16 protein-coding genes are annotated in these 19,955 nt (G+C 48.2%); 5 read left to right on the top strand and 11 right to left on the bottom strand.

Annotated features, from left to right (window positions below):
* Positions 1–277: 277 nt before the first annotated feature.
* The 3 genes from FXO21_RS00355 to FXO21_RS00345 all read right to left on the bottom strand — a co-directional run bounded on the left by FXO21_RS00355 (position 278) and on the right by FXO21_RS00345 (position 6,839).
* Positions 278–4,423 (bottom strand): hybrid sensor histidine kinase/response regulator transcription factor, encoded by a 4,146-nt coding sequence (locus tag FXO21_RS00355; protein ID WP_149638232.1) that lies wholly within the window; start codon positions 4,421–4,423, stop codon positions 278–280.
* 83 nt (positions 4,424–4,506) lie between these two features.
* The gene (locus FXO21_RS00350; RefSeq protein WP_149638231.1) at positions 4,507–6,222 is read right to left on the bottom strand and encodes a GMC oxidoreductase; all 1,716 of its coding nucleotides are present in this window, start codon (positions 6,220–6,222) and stop codon (positions 4,507–4,509) included.
* An 8-nt stretch (positions 6,223–6,230) separates the two neighbouring features.
* Positions 6,231–6,839, bottom strand: a complete 609-nt coding sequence (locus FXO21_RS00345; RefSeq protein WP_149643297.1) for a gluconate 2-dehydrogenase subunit 3 family protein — start codon at positions 6,837–6,839, stop codon at positions 6,231–6,233.
* A gap of 206 nt (positions 6,840–7,045) precedes the next feature.
* Between FXO21_RS00345 and FXO21_RS00340 the strand changes: the two genes are divergently transcribed.
* Both FXO21_RS00340 and FXO21_RS00335 read left to right on the top strand, forming a co-directional pair.
* On the top strand, positions 7,046–7,597 hold the full coding sequence (locus FXO21_RS00340) for a YciE/YciF ferroxidase family protein (RefSeq protein ID WP_149638230.1): 552 nt from the start codon (positions 7,046–7,048) through the stop codon (positions 7,595–7,597).
* Positions 7,598–7,615: 18 nt separating this feature from the next.
* The gene (locus FXO21_RS00335; RefSeq protein ID WP_149638229.1) at positions 7,616–9,805 is read left to right on the top strand and encodes a catalase; all 2,190 of its coding nucleotides are present in this window, start codon (positions 7,616–7,618) and stop codon (positions 9,803–9,805) included.
* 77 nt (positions 9,806–9,882) lie between these two features.
* On the opposite strand, the gene FXO21_RS00330 is transcribed toward FXO21_RS00335, so the two are convergent.
* Together FXO21_RS00330 and FXO21_RS00325 are read right to left on the bottom strand one after the other, a co-directional pair.
* Positions 9,883–10,368, bottom strand: coding sequence for an ankyrin repeat domain-containing protein (locus FXO21_RS00330; RefSeq protein ID WP_225865501.1), 486 nt, complete (start codon positions 10,366–10,368; stop codon positions 9,883–9,885).
* 73 nt (positions 10,369–10,441) lie between these two features.
* Entirely contained in the window at positions 10,442–11,416 is a 975-nt protein-coding gene (locus FXO21_RS00325) for a c-type cytochrome (protein WP_149638228.1), read from the bottom strand.
* Between the two features lie 194 nt (positions 11,417–11,610).
* Here FXO21_RS00325 and FXO21_RS00320 point away from each other — a divergent pair, with 194 nt between their 5' ends.
* Genes FXO21_RS00320 through FXO21_RS00310 form a run of 3 tightly spaced genes read left to right on the top strand, consistent with a single transcriptional unit; the run spans position 11,611 to position 13,645 of the window.
* Positions 11,611–12,147 (top strand): LVIVD repeat-containing protein, encoded by a 537-nt coding sequence (locus FXO21_RS00320; protein WP_149638227.1) that lies wholly within the window; start codon positions 11,611–11,613, stop codon positions 12,145–12,147.
* A gap of 44 nt (positions 12,148–12,191) precedes the next feature.
* Positions 12,192–12,956 carry an LVIVD repeat-containing protein gene (locus tag FXO21_RS00315; protein WP_149638226.1) on the top strand — a complete coding sequence of 255 codons (765 nt, stop codon included), beginning with the start codon at positions 12,192–12,194 and terminating at the stop codon, positions 12,954–12,956.
* Positions 12,953–13,645 carry a hypothetical protein gene (locus FXO21_RS00310; RefSeq protein ID WP_149638225.1) on the top strand — a complete coding sequence of 231 codons (693 nt, stop codon included), beginning with the start codon at positions 12,953–12,955 and terminating at the stop codon, positions 13,643–13,645. Before FXO21_RS00315 ends, FXO21_RS00310 begins: the two co-directional genes overlap by 4 nt.
* Before the next feature lie 9 nt (positions 13,646–13,654).
* Here FXO21_RS00310 and msrB read toward each other — a convergent pair whose 3' ends face one another.
* From msrB to FXO21_RS00280, 6 genes are all read right to left on the bottom strand, one after another.
* On the bottom strand, positions 13,655–14,221 hold the full coding sequence (gene msrB, locus FXO21_RS00305) for a peptide-methionine (R)-S-oxide reductase MsrB (RefSeq protein ID WP_149638224.1): 567 nt from the start codon (positions 14,219–14,221) through the stop codon (positions 13,655–13,657).
* Between the two features lie 95 nt (positions 14,222–14,316).
* On the bottom strand, positions 14,317–15,045 hold the full coding sequence (gene bshB1 / locus FXO21_RS00300) for a bacillithiol biosynthesis deacetylase BshB1 (protein ID WP_149638223.1): 729 nt from the start codon (positions 15,043–15,045) through the stop codon (positions 14,317–14,319).
* Positions 15,046–15,054: 9 nt separating this feature from the next.
* Complete coding sequence (locus FXO21_RS00295; protein WP_149638222.1) at positions 15,055–16,134, bottom strand: M23 family metallopeptidase; 1,080 nt, start codon at positions 16,132–16,134, stop codon at positions 15,055–15,057.
* A gap of 76 nt (positions 16,135–16,210) precedes the next feature.
* Positions 16,211–17,173: a thioredoxin-disulfide reductase gene (gene trxB / locus FXO21_RS00290; protein ID WP_149638221.1), complete on the bottom strand. Its 963-nt coding sequence runs from the start codon at positions 17,171–17,173 to the stop codon at positions 16,211–16,213.
* Between the two features lie 159 nt (positions 17,174–17,332).
* Positions 17,333–19,249 (bottom strand): OmpA family protein, encoded by a 1,917-nt coding sequence (locus FXO21_RS00285; protein WP_149638220.1) that lies wholly within the window; start codon positions 19,247–19,249, stop codon positions 17,333–17,335.
* Positions 19,249–19,875 carry a 7-carboxy-7-deazaguanine synthase QueE gene (locus FXO21_RS00280; RefSeq protein WP_225865500.1) on the bottom strand — a complete coding sequence of 209 codons (627 nt, stop codon included), beginning with the start codon at positions 19,873–19,875 and terminating at the stop codon, positions 19,249–19,251. Before FXO21_RS00280 ends, FXO21_RS00285 begins: the two co-directional genes overlap by 1 nt.
* Between the last annotated feature and the right edge of the window lie 80 nt (positions 19,876–19,955).

The following is a 19,955-nucleotide window of genomic DNA, read 5'->3' as shown; positions in this document are numbered from 1 at the left end:
AACTGATATAATTAGCGGGGAGAGGTAATCTGTCAAGTCTTTTATTTTGTCTTATATGTAATGTTAGCTTCGTGGGAGGTATCTTAATAGAATTTTCAAAATTTTATATGGAGGTTTATCGATTTGCTGGAATATTATTGAAGGTGTATCATCAGCGCAAATGTATAGAACGCGCAACAATGTAAGCGGGTACAAATGTTACATTGTACCGTATCAAAAGTTACCTGAATACGATTTGTGAAGCTGGAAATCGCTTTTTTGGGTAGGCTGTTTGGGGTTAAGCCTTGTTTTTCCTCTTGCTCAGATAAGCAGAGGGAAGCTCGCCAAACTCATCCTTGAACTGTCGGGCGAAATACTTGGGGTTATTGAAACCCACCTGGTAGGCTACCTCGGAAATGGTCAGCTGACTTTGTTCGAGCAGCCGGGCGGCGCGCTCCATACGTATCGATCGGATAAACTCGACCGGGGTTTTTCCCGAAATAGCGTTGAGCTTGCGGTACAGGTGTATGCGGCTCATTCCCACTTCCCGGCTAAGGGCCTCCACCGAAAAGTCGGCATTGCCGATGTTATCTTCAACGATCGCTATGACCTGTCTGACCAGATTCTCGTCGCGGCTGCTGATGGCAATATCCCTTCCCTTGATGGCGATATGCTGGCTGAACGTTTTGCGGGCCGCTTCCTGCTGTCGCAGAATATTGGAAAGGCGGAATTGCAAAATTTCAAAGTTGAAGGGCTTTTCAATGTAATCATGAATACCCAGCTCGTAGCCTTGCAGATGCTGGTCGGGGGAGGTGCCCGCAGTGAGCAGGACCAGCGGGATGTGTAAGGTGCGTTCGTCATTTTTCAGCTTCCGCACTAACTCCATTCCATCCATTTCAGGCATGGTAACATCCGTCACGACCAGGTCAGGAATGGCGCTTATCGCTTTTGACCAGCCTTCCGAGCCGTTTCTTGCTTCGATAATCCGGTAAAATTCTTTGAGATTGTCTTTCAGGTAAAAGAGAAAATCCTCATTGTCCTCTACCAGAAGCAAGACGGGAAGCGCACTCGCATCCGCGCCTGGCCCGGTCGGAAGAACCGGAACGGGATTTGGTTTTGATGCGATTTCAGCGATTGGTCCCGCGGAAACGGAGCCTTCTGCGCCTTGTACCGGAATCAGAATTTTAAAACAGCTCCCCGCGCCGGGTTCACTATCAACTGTAATCGAGCCACCGTGCAGGTTGACAAACTCTTTGGTAATGGAAAGCCCGATGCCGCTTCCCTGGTTAAGTAGCCCGGCCGGCAGATCGTTTTGAAAGAAGCTCTCGAAGATTTTGTCCTTTTTATCGTGCGGGATACCAATGCCGGTATCGCGCACCTTCATTTCCAGCCACGACCGGGCATGGCTTCCTGTTGGCCGCGCGTTGGCAATTTCAACTGTTATTTTTCCGTGTTCCGGGGTAAATTTGAACGCATTTGAAAGCAGGTTAAAAAGAATTTTTTCCAGCTTGTCCTGATCGAAAAAAGCATTCAGGCTCTGCAATTCAGACTGGAAATACAGGCCGACCTGCTTCTTCTGAGAAATATCGGTAAATGAAAAAACCGCTTCCTTTACGAACTGGACAATATCGCCTTCGGTTGGATTAAACCTGATCCCGCTCACTTCCAGCTTACGGAAATCCAGCAGCTGGTTGACCAGGTTCAACAGCCTCTTCGCATTACGCTGCATCAGCTGCATCTGATTGTACAGGGGTGAATCGGTGTTTTCCTTCAGGATCTTTTCCAGAGGTGATAAAATGAGCGTCAGCGGCGTCCTGAACTCGTGGCTCATATTGGTGAAAAACCGGATCTTGACATCATTGATTTCCCGCAGCCGCCTTGATTCCCGTCTTTCCTGTTCGATCAGGTACTTTTCGCGTTCTTTGTTCCGGATCGTTTTAGCAGCTGCATACAATGCGAATATGAACAGGGCCAGATAAGCTAGCTTTGCAACGGGGGAGTTCCACCAGGGCGGCAGGATCTCAATTTCCAGCGTCGTTTCCTCATTATTCCAGTCGCCGTTTTCGTTCGAGGCCTTCACCCTGAACAGGTAGGTGCCTGGGTCCAGGTTGGTATAGGATGCAGTCCGCGAGCTGGCTTGTGCAGGTACCCAATCTTCGTTAAAGCCTTCTAATTTATAGAGATAGCTGATTTTTTGAGGATGAAAAAAATTGAGTACTGCAAAGTCTATCGCGAAGATATTGGCACTGTGTGGCAGCACTATTTTTTTCGTTTCCGAGATCGCGCTGGTAAGTATCACGCTGCCATCCCCGATTTTGTCCCCCGCATTGACTTTCGTATTGGAAACTGAAAGTGAAGACAAAACAACATTCCGGAACATAGCCTTGGGCAGGATCTGCTCAGGACGGAAGTGGTTATACCCTCTTGCACCACCAAAAAACAACGCTCCGTCACGCGTTTTCAACGCGGCATTTTCGGTAAACTCCGACCCCTGCAAACCGTCGCTTTCGTCGTAGTTGATGAACTGTATTTTAAGACCTTCGCTGGTCTGAGCCAGTTGCATTCTGGCCAGTCCGTGAGGCGTTGCGATCCAAATGTCGCCGGAATCGTCCTCTACCACCGAGAGGGCAGTATTGTGTGGGAGTCCGTCATTTTGTCGGAATACCCGGAACTGTTTTTTTACAGGATCATACAGGTTGAGTCCGTCCTGGGTGCCGACCCAGATCCGCTTTTTCGAGTCCTGCACGATCGCATGCACGATGTTGTTGCTGAGAGAGTTGGGTTTGCCCGGTTCATGATGGTAATTGGTAAATTTACCCGTCGCAGCATCCCGTATATCGACGCCGAATGAGGTACCAAGCCACAAATTCCCGCGGTCGTCTTCTGTAATCTCGCTGATATAGGCATCGTGAACAGAACCAGGTAGCCGGGCCGGATAATGGGTAAATTTTTCGGTTTGACGGTCGAAAAGCTCTAAGCCGCCGTCCAGGGTACCTATCCATAGATTTCCACGCGAGTCCTCCTTAATTTCCCAGACACTGTGGTGCGAAAGACTGCCCGGGTCGGCCGGGTTATGCCGGTATGTTTTGAAATTTTGTCCGTCAAACGAGCTGAGGCCGCCAAAGTACGTACCTATCCAAAGTGTTTCCTGCCTGTCAAGAAAAAGGCTGATCACGACATTGCTTCCCAGGCTATTAGAGTTGGCCGCATCGTGCAGATATTGCTTGTAGGTGTTTCTTTGCCGGTCGAAATAAATCAGTCCCCCGCCATTTGCCCCCATCCAGATATTTCCTTTTTTGTCTTCCAGAAACCTGTTCAGGTCATTATAAGGCAGGCTGGCAGGCTGGGAGCGCTTGTGCTTGAAAAGCGGAAAGCGAAAAATGTCCTCGTGATAATAGTTAACCCCGTCTTTGTAGGTTCCCAGCCATATCACCCCCGATGCATCTTTGTAAATCGCATTAAAAGTATTCTGACTGATCGCATTCCTGTCGTCATCGTCAGGCAGGATGTAGGAGACCTCATTCTTTTTTTTATCGATGAGATTAATACCCCCGTGGTCTACACCGATCCAGATCCTTCCCTGGTTGTCCTGCACTACGCCTTGGATAATATCCGAGTTAAGGCGCGGGTTACCTTGTGTTTTATTATAAAATGAAAAGGAAAGTTCGGATGGATTGAAACGGTGGACGCCCAGATCTTCCCGGATCGCATAGATCCACAATTCTCCGTCTGAATCCACCGTAATGCCGTAGTTGAGCAGTCTCAGTTTGTGCTTTTTTGCCAGGTAGTCGGATCGCCAGACCACTTTGCGCGTTTGAGGGTTGACTTTTTCCAGTATTCCGTTCCGGTGCATGATCCATAAATGCCGGTCGGGGCTGTTGGCGATGGCTGATATTTCATTGCTGGAAATGCTGTTTGTATCTTTTGGTGCATGCAGCAAATGAGCAGCTTTGCCTTTTGCAGCCGGGATATAGTTGAATAGTCCGTTATTTTCCTGTGCAAACCAATAATTTCCTTTTCCGTCTTTGTGAATAATCCTGACAAAACCGGGCGAAATACCCATTTGTTTGAGCTCGTGCGAAGTATTCGCGGCGAATTTTTCTGTCAGTGGATCGTAAACGCTATTTGTGGTGGCTGAGCTGGCCCATACCTTTCCTTTCGGGCCTTCCCAAAGGCTGCGTATGCTGTTGCTGCGCAGGCTGGTGCTGTCGCTGGCGTCGTTTCTGAAAACCTTGAAGTGATATCCGTCATAACGGTTGAGTCCCGAATTGGTACCTACCCACATGAAGCCCTGACTGTCGAGCAGGAAACATGTGGGATGGTTGTTTGAAAGCCCGTTCCTGACATCCAGTTTCAAAAAGCGCAACTGGTCGGACTGTCCTCGAAGCAGGCCGGGGGCTGTTGTCAGGAAAAAGGTTAAAAGTAATTCTTTAAGCAGACGCAAGGATTTGTAGGTTTACCTCTGCTCAATTTACTTTTTTTGTCAAATGATAAAAAGCCTGTACCCGAAATAAGGCTGATCTGTTATTACAAATTCTGCCTTTTCAGTTCATCCACAGCATAACTGGCCGCCCGGGCGGTCATGGCCATGTAGGTAATAGACGGGTTGACGCAGGAAGAAGAAACCATGGCAGCCCCGTCAGTGACAAAGACATTTTTACAATCGTGAACCTGGTTGTATTTGTTCAAAACCGATGTTTTAGGATCTTTCCCCATTCTGGCCGTGCCCATATCGTGAATGCCCAGTCCTGGATGCGTATCCTGGCGGTTAAACCCGGTTACCTGCTTAAAGCCCGCGACTTCAAGCATTTCAACGGCCGAATTCATCATATCCTTTCGCATAGCAAGCTCATTTTCGCCAAATGCAGCATCAAATACGATCAGTGGAACACCCCATTTATCTGTCTTTTCTTTGTCTAAAAACATCCGGTTGGAAGGGTCGGGCAATATCTCTCCAAAACCGCCAAAGCCCATCGTCCATGTCCCCGGGCGGGTCATATCTTCTTTAAAATCAGCCCCGAATCCATTCATCGTAATCCCGCGCTTCCAGTCGCTTTTACTGGCTCCGCCCTGGTAACCATAGCCGCGCAGGAATTGCCTTTTGTCTGTTCCCCAGTTCCTGAACCTGGGAATGTAAAGTGCATTGGGGCGCTGCCCGTATATGTAATCTTTCTCAAAACCGTCCACGGTCGCATTGGCGCCGACGCCCAGGTGGTGGTCCATAATGTTACGTCCTACCTGGTCACTATCGTTGCCAAGCCCGGTCGGGAACCGGTTGGATTTTGAGTTGAGCAGCAATGCAGCCGAATTCATTGAGCCCGCGTTGAGAAAGATAATTTTTGCGAAAAATTCTTCCACTGCCATGGTATGCTGGTTGATCACCCGGACACCTTTGGCCTTTTTCGTTTTCTCGTCGTAAATCACTTCGCTGACAATTGTATCGTGCAAAACAGTCAGCTTATTCGTTTTGCGTGCCGCTGGGATGGAACCGGACAGGGAGCTGTAATAGCCACCGTAAGGACAGCCCCTGGCACATTTCGACCGGTACTGGCAGGAGGCGCGGCCCAGCTCGGTATGCCAGGGCTGCGGCTTGGTCAGGTTGGCGATCCGGCCGATCGTCACGGGACGTTTCAGCTTTTTCATCATTGTTTCCCGGAAATAAATCTCCGGGGCACTCATGGGCATGGCGGGCAGATAATGGCCGTCGGGCAGTACGTCCCAGCCTTCCGCCTGACCGCTGATACCGACGAATTTTTCAACGTGCGTATACCAGGGTTCGAGGTCTTCGTAGCGGATTGGCCAGTCGATCGCGATCCCTTCTTTCGCATTGGCTTCAAAATCCTGTTTGTTCATCCGGTAGGATTGTCTTCCCCAGTGCATGGACTTTCCACCGGTATGATAGGCCCTGATCCAGTCGAAAGGGCGCTTTTCTATGTACGGGTTTTTCTTATCATCTGTGAAAAAACCTCCGGTTTCCTCATTGGCCAGGGTTCCAAAACGGCTGTTGGCCCAGTATTCTTCCGCCGACTGGATCGATACCTTTCCCCGGTGCTCAAATTCCCAGGGGCCTTTCATCGCCGTGTCGTAGTCTTCAATGTGTTTCACTTCCCGGCCGCGCTCGACCATCAGGACATGGATACCGCGTTCGGTAAGTTCTTTTGCAGCCATACCGCCGGTCATGCCTGAGCCGACCACGATAGCATCGTATGTATTGGTTTTATTTGCTTTCAGATTGAGGTTCATGGTGATGGCTAGTAGGCGAAGGATTTTTGATTGGGTTTCAGCTGGATCATTTCCAGTTTACCAGGAATAGGCACGTAGTCAAAAGAAGATTTGATGCCTTGCTCGGAGGTAAAATAACCAAGCATGGTCAGCTCCTTCATTAGTCTCCAGAAAGGCAAACCCTTGGCTTGTTCCTTCATTTGCTCACGGTCTTCATTGTCGCCCATTTTAGTTTGCCGGACCTGATATACCTTCATTTGTTCAACCGAATCGCTTTCGACCTGTCTGAGTATCTCAGTCTTTTCCGATATGTTCAGAGACATGAAATCCTTCTTTTCCAGGTTTTTAACGCCTTCCAAAAAGCTGGCATGCTCCGGCGACTTGTAGCAATCGTGCAGCATCATGACGATAAATTCGGGTACGCCGGCGTCCTGGGCCCCGGGTGTATCTGTTTTTGGAATGATCAGTTCGGCAACTTCTGAGACGATCAGTTTTTGCCGGTCCGTGAAAGCAAGGTCAGCGACAGGTACTTTCTTGCTCAAATTGCTTTCCCATTGTTGCATTGCCAGCAATGTGGGTGCTGAAAACGTGCCTCCGAGCAACAGGGCAACCCGTTGAATAGCATCTCGTCTGTTCATCATCGTCGTTCGCTTACTTTTTAAACTGGTCAAATTCATGTTCACCATTAGCTGGCGGAGTTAAAAGCGAGCAACTGCCTGTTTTTAATGCTGGTCCATGTAACAATGGATTTCTTATTAGCAGGTATATTCATTTGGGGAAGTTTCAGGAATTTTTCAGTGGTACGTGATTTGTAGCAAACGGCGCAAACAAACTTCAAATCATCATGAAAACTGAAACAGGTTCAGAACCTAAATTCACAACCAAAACTACTGCTGCGGCTGAGCCTGCGTTAAATGAGCTCTTTCTGGACGCGCTAAGAGATATTTACTGGGCCGAGAATCATTTGGTCAAATCACTTCCTAAAATGATCGGATCGGCGCATTCTGAAAAGCTGGCAACAACTATTCAAAATCACCTGTCAGAAACAAAAGAGCACGTAAGCCGGCTGGAAGTGGTTTTCGATATGCTCGGCGTTGCGGCTATTGCCAAAAAATGTGATGCAATGGAAGGACTTACCAAAGAAGCGGAGGGTATCATCGAAAGCACCGATGAAGGAACTTCCACCCGCGACGTGGGCATTATCCTTGCTTCCCAAAAGGTAGAACACTACGAAATTGCGACCTACGGCGGGCTAGTACAGCTCGCGACCACGCTGGGGTTCAGCGATGCGGCCGAAATCCTTGGCCAGACACTTGCCGAAGAGAAAACGGCCGATCAACTGCTTACTCAGGTAGCAGAAAGTGATATCAACTACCAGGCTTCCACCGAAGCATAATTTATTCCAACGAGCTATATGAAAGACGATAAAAAAACAGATAAGCCTCTTAAAAGGCAGGAAACCGAGAAAACCCAACAGTTGGCCGAACATACGGCTGACAGTACGGGCGAGCTGATGAATACGAACCACGGCGTGCGCATCAATGATGATCAGAATTCTTTGAAGGCAGGTGAGCGGGGTTCCTCCCTGCTGGAAGATTTTATACTTCGTGAGAAAATCACGCATTTTGACCATGAACGTATTCCCGAGCGGGTCGTACACGCAAGAGGGTCAGGGGCGCACGGGGTTTTCAAGGCTTATAAGTCAATGTCGGGTGTGACCAGAGCGCATTTCCTGAGCGACGAATCGCTTGAAACGCCCGTTTTTGTGAGATTTTCGACGGTAGCCGGATCACGCGGATCCACCGACCTGGCCCGCGATGTGCGTGGGTTTGCGGTCAAATTTTATACCCAGGAGGGAAATTTCGATTTAGTGGGTAATAATATGCCCGTGTTCTTTATCCAGGATGCTATTAAATTCCCGGATTTGGTTCACGCCGTAAAGCCCGAGCCTGACAATGAAATGCCACAGGCCGCATCGGCTCACGATACTTTTTGGGACTTTATTTCCCTGATGCCGGAGTCTGCGCATATGATTATGTGGCTGATGAGCGACAGGGCAATTCCGCGCAGTTACCGGATGATGGAAGGTTTCGGCGTCCACACTTTCCGTTTTGTTAACGCGGAAGGCGTTTCGAATTTTGTCAAATTCCACTGGAAGCCACTGCTTGGTGTGCATTCTGTGGCCTGGGATGAAGCCCAGAATATATCAGGTAAGGACCCCGATTACCATCGCCGGGATTTGTGGGATGCAATTGAAAGCGGCAATTTCCCGGAATGGGAGCTGGGCGTGCAGATTGTGCCAGAAGAGGACGAGTTTAAATTTGATTTCGACCTGCTGGACTCGACCAAAATTATACCCGAAGAACTGGTACCCGTGCAGCGGATTGGTAAATTGACGCTCAACAGGAACCCTGACAACTTTTTCGCTGAAACCGAACAATCAGCTTTCCACATCGGGCACGTGGTGCCGGGAATCGACTTTACCAATGACCCGCTTCTTCAGGGCAGGTTATTTTCTTACACAGATACACAGCTTATCCGCCTGGGAGGTCCCAATTTTCAGGAGATACCCATTAATAGGCCCATCGTGCCCGTTCATAACAACCAGCGCGACGGTTACATGCGCCAAACGATCAACAGGGGAAAGTCAAGCTACAACCCGAATAGTTTGGGGAATGGTTATCCTTTGCAGGCGAAGGCTTCAGAAGGCGGTTTTACTTCCTATCCGGAACGGATCGATGCCAAAAAGATCAGGGCAAGGAGCCGAAGTTTTTTCGATCACTTTTCGCAAGCGCAGCTTTTTTACAATAGCCAGTCGGATCCGGAGAGGAACCACATGATCGATGCATTCAGCTTTGAACTTGGCAAGGTGCAGTCCGTTGAAGTGCGGCAGCGGATGTTGGGGATACTGTCACTCGTTGATAAGGGCCTTGCTGCGGCGGTTGCTTTTGCGCTTCGCATCCCGGTTCCACAGGATCCGGAACTACCTGTGAACCACAGTATTCCAGCTGATGGAAATCTGGCAGACTACGATCCGTTTACGGTGGATACCGCATTGAAGGCGTCGGCTGCATTGAGTATGGCCAACACGGTGAAAGACACCATCAAGACCAGGAAAATAGCATTCCTGGCCGCAGATGGCGTTGATGAAAAATCGTTGACCACAGTGAAAGCCGCATTGGAAGGGGCTGGCGCTATTGTGGAGATAATCTCGCCACGGCTTAATTTCATTCTATCGGAGGGTGACGAGCAAATCCCGGTTAACCACAGCCTTTTAACAGCCGCTTCGGTATTTTATGACGCTGTGTATGTTCCGGGTGGTACTAATAGTGTGGCCACGATTGAAGCGGAAGCAGATGCGGTACACTTCCTTAACGAAGCTTTCAAGCATTGCAAGGCGATAGCAGCCGACCTGGGAGCTGCTCAGGTATTAGAGGCAACGTATTTCAGCAAAAAGATACCGTCGGAATTTTCAGACCAGACGGTGCTCAGAGAAGGTATTGTAGTAGGAGAGGACCCGAAAAAACTAGCGGATCAATTGATTCTTGCTATTTCTCAGCACCGTTTTTGGGAAAGGGAAAAACCGCGAAAGGTTCCTGCATGATGATGTTTTAATAAATAAATCGCCTCACGAAACATGTTTCGTGAGGCGATTTATTTCATGTGCAAACCATGCCCGTTTCAGGAAAGCAATTCAAGGGCCTGCTGATTGCCTTGCTGCAAGGCCAGGTCTTTTACCGATAATCCCCTGACATCGAGAATGGTCGTATCAGCGCCCTCGGACAGCAGCAGCTTCACCAGCTCGTTCCGGCCGAACATGGCCGCGAACATCAATGCAGTACCGCCATTTCCATGTTGCAGGTTCAGGTCGGCGCGATAACTGATCAGCAGCCGGGCCAGGTCCTCATATCCTTTAAAACTAACACCCATCAGCGCCGTATTTCCTCCATGGTCACTGGCATTTACATTGGCCCCATTCTTAAGGAGCAGCTCGGCGGCCTCATAGCGGTTGTTGTAGCACGCGATGATGAGCGGCGTATACCCCTTTTCATCCTGCACATTCACATCCTGCCCCGTCGCGATAATTTCGCTGATTACGGCAGTATTGCCCAGGCGTGTGGCGTGAATGAGTACCGTGTCCAGATTTTCCATATTGGCAGATGTCATTTTATAAATGTTAGAAGGCTCAAAGATTCTTGTAACCTTCTTGCAATTATCCTGCCAGGACTGTTGTCTGCGATTATGGGTTTGGCTCGAACTTGGTAACCACGTGCGTGAGCGGCCGGACTGTTTGCAGGTAGGCGAATATTGCTTTCAAATCGCTTTCTTTCATTCCTGCATACATCGTCCAGGGCATTACGGTGTTGAATTCTTTGGGGCCGACTCGATGTGGCTTGTAGGATGAATCCGCATAGGTTTTGAAGCGTTTTACAAACCCTTCTTCTGTCCACGATCCGATTCCGGTGGCTTTATCCGAGGTAATGTTTGGAGACCGAAGCAATCCGGTAGGGATCTTAAATTCCATGCCGCCTCCAAACTCACTGCCTTCGACGCGCGCGCCTTTTTCCATTTTACTGTGGCATTCTACGCAGCTGGCAGCGGTAACCAAATATTTGCCATAAGCGACCTTGTCGGTCTCTGCCGGCATTTTAGTCAGGTTGGCTTTGGCCGGCATTGTATTGAGCAGGATGCTGACCGGAAAGTCGGCCACAGATTCCGGCACTTCGTTTTTCACCGGCTCCAAGGTGCGCAGGTAGGCGATAATGCTGTAAATATCTTCTTCATCGATCTGCCCGAATCCGTGGTAGGGCATCACAGGAAATAATGCATTTCCCTTTTTACTTACACCGGTGGTAATAGCACGGAAAATCTCTCCATCCGTCCAGTCTGCAAGTGCGTAGGGGGTAATGTTTCTTGCATAGAAATTACCGGGAAAGCCCATGTCGGCGCTAAACTTTTCACCTCCTCCACCGAAATTACCGGAAAGTGGTGCCGTAAAGTAATTCCAGTCTCGGGCTGAATGGCAATCCATACAAACCGAAACGTGATTTGCCAGATATTTGCCACGCTCGATCCGGGCCGGGGTTTTTTCAACTGTAATTACGGGCGGTTCTCCTACATCAGGAAGGGCAGTTTTAACATAAATGGCAGCGCCGGCAACGAAAATGATGAGCAGAAGGAGGATTCCGCCAAAGATTTTGAAGAACTTTTTCATTGAGTAAATGAGGGAGAAAATGGTTCATGATGACTAAGAGGGCCGAAAATATCAGCTAATTGTCAATAAAAAGGAAATTGAGGAAAAAACTTACTTAACGGACAATGCTATATGCTTCGTCCAAACCTTTGGGTATTGCAACCCTTTAATGCAACAATGTGTCAAAGATCCGGGTCTCATTTAACAGCTAAATCATGCAGACATTTCTTCGCCTACTTTCGCTTGTTTTCATCAGTTTCGCTTGTGTCGAGCCAAACGATAGTCCGCCGAATGGGATGCCGTTCGAAGGATCGGGTTACCGGCCGGTATATGCTACCTCAGAAGAACTTGCAAAAATTGATATTTCAGCCCCTCAGCCGCTGGTTGAACCCGGCAAGATTTACCTTTTCGATCCCTATATCTTTGTCAACGAGCTTGGAAAAGGCATTCATATTATTGACAACAAGGATCCAAAAAACCCCAAAAACCTGTCCTTCATTTCTATCACAGGCAATTACGATATTGCGGTGAAAGGAAGCTGGCTTTATGCCGATAATGTATCAAACCTGCTCGTTTTTGATATTAGCAATCCATTATCACCCAAGCTGACGAAGACGATCAGCGATGCCATCCCAGGCAACAATTATCCACCAGCTCAGAATGTATATTTTGAATGCGTCGATAGCAAGAAAGGCATTGTAGCAGGCTGGGAAAAAGTACCGATGCAGGCGCAGCCAAAATGTTTCCGATAGATTGACTATTTCTTTTCCAGGTTTCGACTTTTGATATCAGCAATATGAAAAAGATTATCCCTTTTCTGTTTTTTGGCCTTGCCGTCCTCGGCCTCTGCCTGATCCTGACCGCGTGCCAGGAAGGCAAGGAATCGGCTGTGAATCCGCAAACTGGTTCAGGCGGCTCGATGGCCAGGTTCGCTATCACAGGTAATACCCTTTACATCGTTTCAAAACAATCTCTGGAAGTTTACAATATTGCCGATGGTGCCAACCCGGTAAAAACGGTAAGGAAAGATATGAATGTGGGCATCGAAACGATTTTTCCTTACCGGAACCAGCTCTTCATCGGGGCAAATGACGGCATGTACATTTACAATAACAGTAATCCCGCTAATCCTGCTTATCTGAGCAAGTTTACGCACGTACAATCCTGTGATCCGGTTGTGGTGCAGGATCAATATGCCTACGTTACTTTGAGAAGCGGCGTTGCCTGCAGGCGGGGCAATAGTCTGAGCTCACTGGATGTCGTCGATGTCAGTAATCCTTCCAATCCGCAGCTGGTCAATTCCCAGCCAATGTCATCACCGTACGGGCTGGGTGTTTCTGGTAATAAGTTGTTTGTTTGCGAGGGAGAAAAGGGTTTGAGGGTCATGGATATTTCGAACCCGATCCGGCCGGTTGAAATGCAATTTCACCAGGACCTGCCGGCGTACGATGTAATCGTCCGGCCAAATCATCTGATCGTCACCGGCCAGAAGGGCCTTTTTCAATATAAATATGATCAGGATGACAAATTTGAATTGTTAAGCAAGATTCCGGTTCTATGAAAAACGCTCTATTGTATGTCCTGATCTTTTGCCTGATACATGCCGGGGCTTCCGGCCAGGTTGATGCTGAAACTGCTGCGGATCATGTAATTATCAAATATTCTCCTCTTCCAATGTTCGATTTCGACAATACGATCCAATTTGGGGTAGAGATTCCTTTCGGGCAAAGCGGTGTCACTCTGCAGCAAGACCTGGGCTACGGGCGATCGACCTTTAATGCCTGGTATACAGAACAAACCAATGTGCCCGACAAGTCGACTTACAAAAGCAGGACCACATTGCGGTATTATTATTTCGGGAAGCGGAGGGTAAGGGGCTACGTGGCCGGTGAGTTTATGTTCAAACAAGTCGTCTACCGTGAAAACCAGTGGGTCGGAATGGATTGTTCCGGTTTTGGCGGATGCGGTTATTTTGAGAATAAGGATATCCGCATTGCAAGGATTGTGGGTGCCGGTCATGCAAAAATGGGCTGGCAATTCTATTTTCCAAGCCGGCTTACTATGGATCTTTTCGCGGGTTTGGGTATGAGAAGCATCAAGGTCCGCACGTTGACCCCTGGTCTGGACAATGCATTGATAAGAGGTCCTGACGAATTCTGGGCAGAGTCAACACCAGGCACGCGTGAGATTGTACCGAGCCTGGTGTTGGGTTTTCATCTGGGTTTTGTACTGGGGAAGTTTGAAGACTAGCAGACTTGACTAGCTTCCGGAATTGGCTTTTTTGCCTGCACTGTATTTTTTCTCCGCAGTCTTAGCTTTTTCAAAATCCAGTACTACACCGTTGATGCAGTAGCGAAGGCCGGTAGGAGGTGGACCATCATCGAACACGTGCCCTAAGTGCGACTTGCACCGACCGCACATGACCTCAATCCGGCGCATGCCGTGGCTGTTGTCTTTGGCCTCAATGATCGATTTTTTATTGATAGGTTCAAAGAAGCTTGGCCAGCCGCAGCCGCTCTCGTATTTGGCGTCACTTTTGAACAACGCATTGCCGCACACGGCACAATAGAATGTGCCTACTTCTTTGGAATGTTCGTAGGCGCTCGTGAAAGGCCTTTCGGTCCCTTTCAGCCGGGCTACTTCATAAACCTCCGGTGAAAGTATCTTCTGCCAGTCCTGGTTGCTCTTGTTAACCGGAGCAGAGTCTGTCCGCGAATACTCGGTCGCTTTTTTCTGCTCGCTTTGTTTCGAAGCCGACTGTCCATAGCAATTTTGAAGCAACAGCATCAGCATTCCCGACATCACAAGCACTACTGTATTTTTCATATCCTACTGATTTTTTGATTTTCCTTATATACGATAAAATCCAGCAGACAGTTGTTTCTGGTGGTGATTATGCAACAATTTTATCTGGGAAAAAGTCAAATGAATACAGAAAGATCTTTCACTCCTAGCATTCTGGAAGTTGTAAATCCTTCCCCGAACGTAGCGCCGACCCCATGTCCCATTTCGCGCGCCCGGGCAATGATGAATTCCAGGAATTCGGGAGAGGATATGTAGCTCTGGGGCTCGCCCTCGACTTTATATTCAGGAATATGGAACTGACTTTTGAATGCCCGGATCGCTTCTATTTTCCGGTCGTGAAACGCGGTGATGTCAATCACAAAGTCGGGCTTGATATACCTGTCCTGAATAGCATGGAAGACCAATCTTGGACGCCAGGCTTCCTGTTCATTCCCTTGCTCGTCGAAGGTTTTGATCATTCTTAAACCCGAATAAAAACAGCTGTCTGCAACCAGTTTGCCGCCCCGCCCGTGATCGGGATGCCGGTCGTCGATCGCATTGGTTATCACAATATCGGGCTGATATTTTCTGATAAAGGGAATGATCGCTTTTTGATGCTCTTCATTGTTTAAAAAAAATCCATCTGCCAACCCTACATTCTCCCTGACCGAAACGCCAAGAATTTCAGCGGCGTCTTTTCCTTCCTGGATCCTTCCCTCCGGCGTTCCCCGGGTACCCAGCTCGCCACGGGTAAGGTCAACAATACCGACCTTTTTGCCCAAAGCCATTTGGGACAAAAGCGTTCCTGCACAGCACAGCTCCACATCGTCGGGGTGGGCAGTGATGGCTAAAATATCCAGTTTCATAGGATGAGGTTATTTAATGCGGAGTTTCTGACCAATTCTTAAAGTAGACCTGGCCGACATGCGGTTACGCCGCGCGATGGAAGAAATGCTTACCCCGTAACGTTCTGCAATTGCACCAAGCGTGTCGCCCGGGCGGACTTTGTGTAGCACTGAGCGGCGGTAAGCAACAGGCGCTGCATCCCCTGACTCAAATTCACTCTTGTTTGATTTACCGCGTAGGTGATCCCAAACGCTGCTGGTCAATATAAAGTGATCGGATTTTATGGTTTTGTTGTCCCAGTCAAAAATGTGCCTGGGATCGAATGGATTGCCTTCATAACGGTTTTCATAGTGTAAATGAGAGCCGGAGCTGCGGCCGGTATTTCCACCTAAGCCAATCATTTCACCTGCTTTTACAACCTGGCCCGACTCAACCGTTTGTTTGGACAAGTGACCATAAAGGGTCTCGAGACCATTGTAGTGCCTGACTACAACAAAACGACCGTATCCAGAGCCGTCCCATGCGACAATGCGTACCATTCCGTCGAAAGTGCTGCGTACCGTATCACCGGTTTCCAGATCGAGGTCTGTCCCATTATGCCATCTTCCCCACCGGTAACTGAAATTCGATGTTGTCGGAGTTTTTTCCATGGGGGTGCTCCATTTGCGGTTGAGCGCCTCGTTATAAAGTGTAAGATCGACAGGCTCGTCGAATTCCAGCGGGTTCAAACCGTAGGGATTAATCGTGCGAGCGTCCCAGATTACATAATACTCTGCCGCCTTAACCCATTCATCGCCCACCTGTAAAGAATCGACAACCTCTACAACCTCTGTGTCGCCTTCATCAATGGTGGTTGTATCTTCGTTTACGGTCGGATTAAGTGGTTTGACGGGTTCAAATTGGTTTTGAAATCTCAGATTGGAAGTTTCCACTTCATATTCGTCCTCAGGCTGAGGAACAGCTGCTTTGCTTACAGGTCCTTCGTTGGCATTGTTTCCGGACTGGTTTATTTTTGGGTTTCTTCTGAATTTACCTCGCTCTTGGGCTTGCGTGTTCCATGAAATCAAACACACTATCATCAGCAAACTTACAATAAGCTTTACTTTCATATTTAAAAATGGGTCAGACTACATGCAAAATGAATATGCATGTAGTCTGACTAAATTTTAGGGGTTGGGCAAATAATTAAGCTGTCGTTTCTTCGATAATTACTTCAACTTCTCTTTCCATTAAAAATCTTTCTGCGTCCAAAGCGGCCATGCAACCGGTTCCCGCTGCGGTAATCGCTTGTCTGTACACATTATCCTGCGCGTCACCACAAGCGAATACCCCTTTAATATTGGTGCAGGAACTTCCTTTGATGGTCTGAATATAACCGGTTTCGTCCATATGCAGGTATCCCTTGAAGATATCTGTGTTAGGCTTGTGCCCGATTGCAACAAAGAAACCGGTTACATCTAAAAGTTGCTCCTCGCCGGTTTTATTATTTTTTACCAACACCGATTCGAGGCCTTCTTCTCCATTCAGTTTCACAGTTTCCGTATTCCACAAAACCTCGATATTTGGTAACATTTCAATTCTTTTCTGCATGATCTTCGATGCACGCATTTCGTCGCGACGTACAAGCAGGTACACTTTCCGGCACAATTTGGCAAGATAGCTCGCTTCTTCGGCAGCAGTATCCCCCGCGCCGACTACTACTACATCCTGGCCGCGGAAAAAGAACCCGTCACAAACCGCGCAGGCAGAAACGCCCCTTCCGTTCAGCCTTTCTTCTCCTTCGATTCCCAGCCATTTGGCCGAAGCACCGGTGGAAACAATCACCGAGTCTGCAATGATCTCGTGTTTGTTGTCAATGATCACTTTGTGCGGGTATGACGTGAAGTCAACCTCGGTAGCCATTCCGTAACGGACATCGGTCCCGAATCTTTTGGCTTGTTTTTCGAAATGGATCATCATTTCAGGTCCCGTAATTCCATCGGGATAACCCGGATAATTGTCCACCTCGGTGGTAATGGTAAGCTGGCCGCCCGGTTGGGCGCCTTGGTAAAGTACAGGATTTAAGCCTGCTCTGGATGCATATATGGCGGCAGTGTAACCGGCAGGGCCGGAGCCGATAATCAGGCAAGAAACTTTCTCAGATGACATGGATAGCAACAACTTATGTAAATAACGAATGTAAAAATCTTAACTTCAAACAGATTGAAAAAGGAGTGTGTGAAATAAAAAATGCCCGTAAGGCATTCAATCAATACAACAAAGGCAGATTGACAAAAGTGCGAAATTTCACTCCTTTATGCAAGTCTGTCAAAGTATGCGCCACTCTATCCGCCTGTTCTTCTGGCGGTTTTCATCCGAATCGTTGGACGCGACGGGTTTGGTTTCTCCGTAACCTTTCGACGAGGTGCGTTCGGTTACAATACCGGATTTGTGCAAATACTCCTGAACAGATTGCGCGCGCCTCTTGGAGAGCTCCATGTTCTCTGCATCAGATCCGACATCGTCGGTATGTCCGGAAATTTCAATTTTAATGGTTTTATTTCGGTTCAAAAAATCCACCATCTTGTCAAGCTCGACCTTCGATTTTTCGTCGAGCTCGTACTTGCCGGTCTGGAAAAATATATTGTTCAATACTTCTGCCCGGTCTTTTTCAATTGCCTCCAACGGAATTTCCAGGTCTACGAAAGAAACAGAATCATTTACCGAGAACGAAAGACTTTTGAAAAGGTAACCTGCCTTGGACACATAAAAGGCATATTCGCCGCCATTATTGAGTACTGTCAGAAACGTTCCGGTTTTACTGTCGGACGAAAAAGCGCCTACTTTCTGTTGCGTTTTGAGGTCAAAGAGGTCGATTTCTGACGCGAGGGGCTGTCCCGTCTTCTTATCTGTGATCCTGCCTTTTGCGTAACGCGCAGGAATGATCATTTTTTGCAGCGATTCAGGCATTTCGAAGCTGTAAAGAAGTGAACGACCCTTTCCACGGTCGGAAGTATCGTCGGTATAGTAGGCAGTGCGCCCGTCGGAAGCAATGAAAAGTCCGACCTGCTCGGCGGCGGTGTTAATAGGGTACCCTAGATTTTTGGGCTCTGACCAGACCGTATCGATCCTTTGAGAAACAAAAATGTCAAATCCTCCCATGCCAGGCAGACCATTCGAGGCGTAGAAAAGCGTGCGGCCGTTGGCGTGGATGAAAGGCGCATTTTCGTCATCCGAAGTATTAATAGCAGGGCCGAGGTTACTGGGGACCGACCATTGCTTTTTGTCATCAAGCGTGGTTACCCAGATATCCCTTTTTCCCTGACCGTCCTTGCGCTCGGAAGCAAAGTATAAAGTATGCCCATCCGCTGATAAGGAAGGTTGGGATTCCCAGTCTCGGGTGTTGACCTGCTGGCCGAGGTTGACCGGGGCGCTCCATTGAGCGCCTTCTTTTTGAGCTATATACAAGTCGCAGCTTCCATATCCATCGGGCCGGTTGCAGGCAGTAAAAACAAGCGTACGCCCGTCGGCCGAAACGCTGCATGTTCCTTCATTATTAATGGTGTTGATCGATGAGGATATTTCCTCTGGCTTGTCCCAGCCAAGCGTGGCGTGACCATCTTTTTTTCGTTTTGTAATATAAATGTTCTCGTCCCGATCTTCTGTCAGTCCTGTAAATATGAGAGTTTCATTATCGGCCGTCATCACTGGAAAGTACTGGGTCCTGAGAAAATTGACCGTGTCGCCCATCGACTTTTTCTGAATGCGTAGCGGTTTTTTTATTGCTTCCCGGGCAAATTTGGAAGAAATGACAGACTTTTCCGCCAGCCTCGACAAACTGGATTTGGGCGGGAAAAGTTTTAAAGCATTTTCGAAAAATACCTGAGCCGAATCGTACTGCTCTGATTGGAAGTAATATCTGCCGAGCCACTGAAACGCAGGAGCCGACTGCGCCGCTTCGGGCTTAATGGCGATCGCGGCAGCGTAGTATTTTCTGGTTAAATCGGTGTTTCGCTGCAAATCGTAGATCTGCGCCAGTCGCAAGTTAACATCGTAGTTTTTTGGATTTTCGGCGAGCACTTTTTCGAAAAGAATGATCGCTTCTCCCAGCTGTCTCTGCTGCCACGCTTTCTGCGCCTTATCGTAATTCTCCCGGCCCTTTTTGGATAATGTCGCCTCTTGCGCGTGAAGGGTGTAAAATCCTGACAGAAAGAGAATGATGACGATAAAAGCTGCCCGACGCATTATGGAATGTTCATAAATTTGTGAGTTTGTAACGACATTTTCCATTTCGGATTGTCTTTGATATAGTCAATAATCAAAGGCAGCATGATGTCGTGCTTACTCCATTCCGGCTGCATCAGCAGCGAACACTGATCGGAAACCAGGGCTGCGTGTTCTTCGGCGAAATCAAAGTCACTTTTGTTGTAAATAATTACCTTCAATTCGTCGGCCTGACTGTAAATATCGCTATGTGGCGTTTTGAATTTTTTAGGAGAAAAGCAAACCCAGTCCCATCGTCCCGTAAACGGATAAACGCCCGACGTTTCTATATTGGTTTTAAAGCCTGCCTGCTGCAAAGCACCCGTAAGATTGTCGAGGTTATACATCAGCGGCTCACCACCGGTGATCACAGCCAGTCGGCCGGGATGTTGCAATGCGCCGTCAACAATAGCGTCGATTGTGTATTTCGGATGCAGGTTTGCGTCCCAGGATTCTTTTACATCACACCAGTGACAGCCTACTTCGCAGCCGCCCAACCGGATAAAATAGGCAGCCCGCCCACTATGCTGCCCCTCGCCCTGCAACGTGTAAAATGCCTCCATAACAGGAAGCGTGATTGTCTGAATTGGTAAAGTTTCGGTTAACATGCTGCAAAGATACAAAATCAAAACAGGCGTTTTCCCATAAACCGTTAGTCACATTGCATTGATATATAATTCCTTTATTA

Source organism: Dyadobacter sp. UC 10, from assembly GCF_008369915.1.
Taxonomy (GTDB): domain Bacteria; phylum Bacteroidota; class Bacteroidia; order Cytophagales; family Spirosomataceae; genus Dyadobacter.
The sequence above is the reverse complement of the archived record's forward strand: the minus strand, read 5'-3'. Positions and strand labels throughout refer to the sequence as shown.